Source organism: Zhongshania sp., assembly GCF_041584495.1.
GTDB lineage: Bacteria > Pseudomonadota > Gammaproteobacteria > Pseudomonadales > Spongiibacteraceae > Spongiibacter.
Map to the genome: position 1 here is coordinate 1 of NZ_JBFHDY010000157.1, position 5,704 is coordinate 5,704.

Annotated in this window: 5 protein-coding genes; 2 read left to right on the forward strand and 3 right to left on the reverse strand. The window is 52.1% G+C overall.

All coding sequences use genetic code 11. The features are described 5' to 3' along the window. The coding region (locus ABYP33_RS16915; protein ID WP_373092326.1) for an AsmA family protein at positions 1-1,340 on the forward strand (1,340 nt) is incomplete at its 5' end. 14 nt (positions 1,341-1,354) lie between these two features. On the opposite strand, the gene ald is transcribed toward ABYP33_RS16915, so the two are convergent. Both ald and ABYP33_RS16925 read right to left on the reverse strand, forming a co-directional pair. Continuing rightward, positions 1,355-2,470 (reverse strand): alanine dehydrogenase, encoded by a 1,116-nt coding sequence (gene ald, locus ABYP33_RS16920; RefSeq protein WP_373092327.1) that lies wholly within the window; start codon positions 2,468-2,470, stop codon positions 1,355-1,357. Positions 2,471-2,527: 57 nt separating this feature from the next. After that, complete coding sequence (locus tag ABYP33_RS16925; RefSeq protein ID WP_373092328.1) at positions 2,528-3,364, reverse strand: MBL fold metallo-hydrolase; 837 nt, start codon at positions 3,362-3,364, stop codon at positions 2,528-2,530. 262 nt (positions 3,365-3,626) lie between these two features. On the opposite strand from ABYP33_RS16925, the gene ABYP33_RS16930 reads away from it, so the two are divergent. Then, positions 3,627-3,839 (forward strand): hypothetical protein, encoded by a 213-nt coding sequence (locus tag ABYP33_RS16930; protein WP_373092329.1) that lies wholly within the window; start codon positions 3,627-3,629, stop codon positions 3,837-3,839. Positions 3,840-4,138: 299 nt separating this feature from the next. Here the strand turns inward: ABYP33_RS16930 and ABYP33_RS16935 are convergent, their stop codons facing one another. Next, positions 4,139-5,500 carry an MATE family efflux transporter gene (locus tag ABYP33_RS16935; protein ID WP_373092330.1) on the reverse strand — a complete coding sequence of 454 codons (1,362 nt, stop codon included), beginning with the start codon at positions 5,498-5,500 and terminating at the stop codon, positions 4,139-4,141. Positions 5,501-5,704 lie beyond the last annotated feature (204 nt).

The window sequence follows — 5,704 nt, forward strand, 5'->3', positions numbered from 1 at the left end:
CCGGCACGGTTTTCACAACAAGCATTGGCGACGAAACCATTAGTATCAAAGGCGATGCCCAGGCGACTATTGAACCCTTATCGTATCAGTCAAGTGTTCTGCTCAGCCCCGCCAATTTCCGTAAAATCGCCAAAACACTCGCGATTAGCTTACCCGAGATGGCAGAAGCAAATAGCCTGAGCAAGGTTGGCGTCAACGCGACAATTAAAGGCGATGACAAACTCATCGTAATATCTGGCCTTACTGCCACCCTCGACACCAGCACAATTAGCGGTGATATCAGCCTGCCGCTAGGTGAGGGCAAACTCACGAAATTGGCACTGAATATAGACAAAATCAATGTTGATCATTATCTGCCGCCGGCAAAAGAGACCTCACCCACCAGCAGTAAAGACAAGGCCAGCGCACCAACGCCGTCGCCCAGCAGCGACGAAATAGCCTTGCCCAGAGACATGCTGAACAGCTTAAATATTGAAGCAAATATTGGCGCTGGCGAGCTTATTATCAGCCAACTGCCATTCAAGAATCTGAAGCTAAAACTGTCGGCCAAGCAAGGCATTACTCAGCTTAGCCCTGTTAGCGGCCTAGTCTATGACAGTCCGTTTACGATTGCCGCCGAGATCGATACCCGCGCGACTGCCGCCAAATTTCAATTTAAGGCCGACAGCAAGCAACTACCTATTGGCAAAGTACTCACAGCGTTAGAGATTAGTCAGGAGCTGTCTGGCTTGAGCGACGTTGACCTTAATTTAAGCACCAACGGAGCAACTATTAGCAGCATTAAAAAGAACCTCGACGGCAATATTGTGCTCTCTGCCCAACAGCTGCGCTTAAATAATATGAATATTGAACGCGCATTCTGCCAACTCGTTAACCGTCTTCAGCAAGAAACCTTCGACCCCAATAATTGGCCGCTGTACACCGACCTTAAAGATGCGACCACAAAAATTGTTATTACCAAGGGCGTGGCTAAAATTGAACAACTCAATGCTGGGGTGACTAAACTCGCCCTTCGCGGTAACGGCAAAGTCGACTTAAGCAGCGATAGCTTTGATGTGGTCTTAAACACGCGCCTTGCCCAAGCCGACCAAGACGCGATGGCGTGTAAAATAAATAACGAAAAGCTACTTAATCGCGACATTCCTATTCGCTGCAAAGCGAACTTTGACAGTGTCGGTGCCACCAGCTGCCTCCCAGACTTCCGCGTTATCGAAGACATTGCCAAGGAAAAAGCCAAAGACAAAGTAGAAGACAAAGCCAAAGAGTTGATCGATCGCAAAATGGGTGGCGAGAATGGTGAAGCCGCCAAACAATTGTTCAATCAGTTTTTCAAGAAATAGGGCCAGCTTCGCTCTTACAAAGCCGATTCCCAGCGGCGAAAATCACGCTGTTGGGCACCGCCCACCGCCGCGCAACACAAGTGTCCGTTCGCAACACTCAGGCCACAGGCCAAGTTAGGGGCAGCGCTTAAGACCTGTTTTAGCGGCTGTGCAGCCAGCGCCAATACAAAAGGCAATGTGGACAAACTCAATGCCTGCGTTGCCGTGCGCGCCACTGCACTGGGAATATTCGCCACGCAGTAATGCACAATACCCGCCTCGACATAGGTCGGCGCTAAATGCGTCGTTGGGCGGGTAGTCGCAAAACAACCACCTTGATCGACAGCCACGTCCACTAACACCGAGCCGGGTGCCAGGCAATTGAGATCCTCGGCAGATAATAGTTTAGGCGCCGCAGCACCAGGTACTAGAGCGGCGCCGATGACCATATCAACCTCGGCCAATAAGCGCGGCAAATCGAGATTTTCACCACCCAGCACCGTAAAACGATCGTAAGTAAATTGCGCGCGCAAACTGTTCTGTCGTGGCGAAAACGGCTCAATCAAGGTAACTTTGGCGCCCATTCCCAAGGCCACGTCTGCGGCGTTACTACCGACCACGCCGCCACCAAAAATCAACACATGCCCTGGTTCTAAACCTGCCACCGACCCCAGTAGCACTCCCGAGCCCCCTTGCGCCTTTTCTAAACAGTGGGCGCCCGCCTGTGTGGCCAAACGCCCAGCAATTTCACTCATGGGTTTGAGCAGAGGCAGACGGCCCTCATCATCGGTGATGGTTTCATAGGCAATGCAGTGGGCGCCGCTGGCAATGAGCCCATCAGTCAAAGACCGATTAGGGGCAAGGTGCAAATAGCAAAATACTATTTGCCCTGGGCGCAGCTGAGTAAGCTCTTCTGGTTGAGGCTCCTTCACTTTAACGATCAGTTCGGCCTGACGGTAAAGCTCCGCAACCGAGGACACAAGTGTGGCGCCGGCACCCTGATATTCGTCGTCGCTATAGCCTGACCCCAAACCAGCACCAGACTCCACTAGAACGCGATGACCTTGTTGAATGAGTGCAGCTAGCGCTGGCGGATGTAAGCCAACGCGATACTCTTGCGCTTTGATTTCTTTGGGTACACCGATCCGCATACAACTCCCAGTTAAATCAATTTACCAGACCTGATAAATCTGTAGACCTTACTTAGACTATATTAGCTCCCACTGACCTTGATTTTGCGTGGCCCGAGACTCCTTCTCTAATTTAAGCAGATGCGCCGATAAAGACAATTTTGCAATGGGGTGAATGCTCACGTCGACGTCGCGATAGGCCACGGCCACCAAATCATCAAGATCACCTCTAGGCACCTCGTTAAACGCCGCAACAATCCTGGCCTCCCGCCCTTGACGATGAGCAACCAGCCCCTCAACTTCAGCGTGCGGCGTGTCAATTAAGCTGCCGTGACCCGGCGCGAGATAACGCATGGGGTAGCCGAGTAACAGCCTGAGCGAGTCCACATAATCTGCCATATCACCGGCAGGCGGAATAATCACCACGGTTGAACCCTGCATAATATGGTCGCCGGTAAAAACACAGCCGCTGGTCTCTTCGATAAAACAATAGTGGTTGGCAACGTGACCGGGTGTATGAATTGCCCTTAGTATGCGACCCTCAACGTCAAAGCAGTCATCATGGGCTAAGCCTGATGTTGGCGCAAAACGCGGGTCTTGATGGCCATCATCGGCAAGCCTCGCACCGATCACCGGCACCCCAGGAAAACGCAGTTGCAACTCGGCTGCGCCCGGTGAGTGATCGGGATGGGTGTGAGTGGTCACAATACGCTCAATTTCACCGCCCAAGCTATGTACCGCAGCGACAATAGCCTCGATGTGCTCGGGAATATCGGGGCCTGGGTCTAATACCGTGATTGATTTATTGCCGAGTAAATAGGTATTGGTGCCCGGGCCAGTTAGCACGCTGGGATTAGGCGCGACCAATCGATGGATACTCGGAAGAATTGTTTCCAATACACCTGCTTGCATCATAAACCTATCTCACTCAAAAAAAGCGCCCAAGCACTTGGCCGCATACAGTCGTATACCAGATTAAGAGCGTCACTGGCTGATAGCAAGCCAGAATACCAAGGCGCGCGAAGAAGTCAGGCAATTGAGTAATAAACACACAACTACTGCACATTTAGGCACACTGCGCACATAGAGTGCAATTAGGTAGTGGCTAAGCGTGCCCACTATCGATTCATTACGCTGTAACAGCCGAGCAGGGCAATGTGTGAAGCGGCTATTCACTATGGTAATAAACGCCGAATTTCCCGAGATCGGCAAACGCTATCTGCGGGCAGCCAACGGGCTTGTTCTGGCCTCTGCGCTTGGCTATAGCATCGGCTTTTTACAACCCCTGCACCTTTGCGCCTATCTCGGCCCCGGCCTTGGTGACTCCGTTAGTTTTCACCCCTTAATAGACAGCCTCCCGCGTCGCTACAATGAACAGCCTCTGCTTTAATACTGCGCTATCGGCTTATTGGGATTCACCACGTTTTTCCGCTTAACGGTGATATTGACAGAGTATTTCTTTTACCAATACGCACAAGGCCAGGGCTACCCGACTCGGTGGCTAGTGGTATTTTTACTCTGTAATATGCTCGCGACGGTGGCTATTCCGGCAATACTATGTATTAGGTAGCTGGGGTGGGCTTCAGTGTGGGTTGGTATCATGTAGCTGGGCAAAGAGCTTATGATAAACCCGAGCTGGACCGCCAAATAGCCTATTGTCACCGGCAGGCCAAGCGCCTTATAACACATCTAATGCAGGGGCTGGTTTAATCGCCAGCGCAAGCGCAAGCCCAACAACAGAGCCGCAGAACTAAGCCCCGCAAACAACCCCAGCCAAAACCCACTTGGCCCCATTGCGGGAACCAGTGCGTCGCTCATTGCCAAGGCATAACCCAGCGGCAAACCCACCCCCCAATAGGCAAATAAGGTCAACACCATGGGGATGGAGGTGTCTTCAAACCCCCGCAAACACCCATTTGCGGTAACCTGAATAGCATCTGAGATTTGGTAGAGCGCCGCAAACAGCAGCAAATAACTCGCTAAAGCAATAACAGTGGCGTTATCAGTATAAATTAGCGGTATCCAGTTTTTTAACAGTATTAACATCACCGCTGCAGAGCAGCCAATGCACAGGGTTATTTTAAACGACACTTTCACGGCCCGATTCAGCCCCTCCGCATCGTCGGCGCCCCGCGCCAAACCTACCCGGGTCGTTGCCGCCAGCGCAAAGCTCAACGGCAGCATAAACAACAGGGAAGTGAAATTGAGAGTGAGCTGATGCCCCGCGACTATTTCTGCGCCAGCCTGGCTAATAAACAAAGCGATAATACAAAACACACTGACTTCAAAAAAAATCGTCATGCCAACCGGCAGGCCGAGTTTGAGCAAATACGCAATGGTTCGCGGTTCCCAGTGCCAAGGGCTAATGGATAGCCGCACCGCCTTATAGGCGCGATGACGATGCACGTATAGCAGTAGCATCGCCGCCATCAACCACATCACAATCGCTGTCGCCCAGCCACAGCCAACGCCGCCCATGGCCGGAATACCCAGCTTGCCGTAGATAAGTACATAATTAACGGGAATATTGATAAACAGGCCGATCACGCTAATTAATAACACTGGCCGCGTATGACTAAGCGCTTCGGTGTAACTGCGCAGGGCCAACACCAATGCGATCGCCGGCATACCCCAGCTCAAACCAAAAAGGTATTCCAAGACCAACGGCCGCATTGCCGGATCAACGTCCATAAATTCGAGCAAGGGTCCGGTATTACAAAGCAGTACCGCAGCAATCACGCCCGCCACCACGGCAATCGTCACCACTTGGTGCACCAAGGGGTTCACTCGTTGCAGTTGCTTGGCACCAACATGGCGAGCCAACACCGAGGTTGCACTCATCAGCATGCCCGTCATAAACAGAAAGACTGGCACCCAAATACTGGCGCCGACCGCCACAGCAGCCAAATCTAAGGCCGAAACGCGACCGGCCATAACGGTATCAACAAAACCGTTGGCGGATTGGGCTAACTGACCACCGAATATAGGCAACGCCAAATTAAGCTGGGCGCGCAACTCTAGACTGGATAACTGACGAGCGACTGAAGACATGGAAATTCCGAAGCAAAAAGCCGCCACACTCTAGCTCAGCAAGGCGCCCGCCGCAAATACTAGCGATCGGGTAGGAGGCGGAATCACTTCCGCCGTCCTCCCACACCACCGTACATACGGTTCCGTATACGGCGGTTCATATTGTACTCATGAGACGACGATACTGATCCACTAACGAGATCAGCCCCAGTTGATCAAAACGGC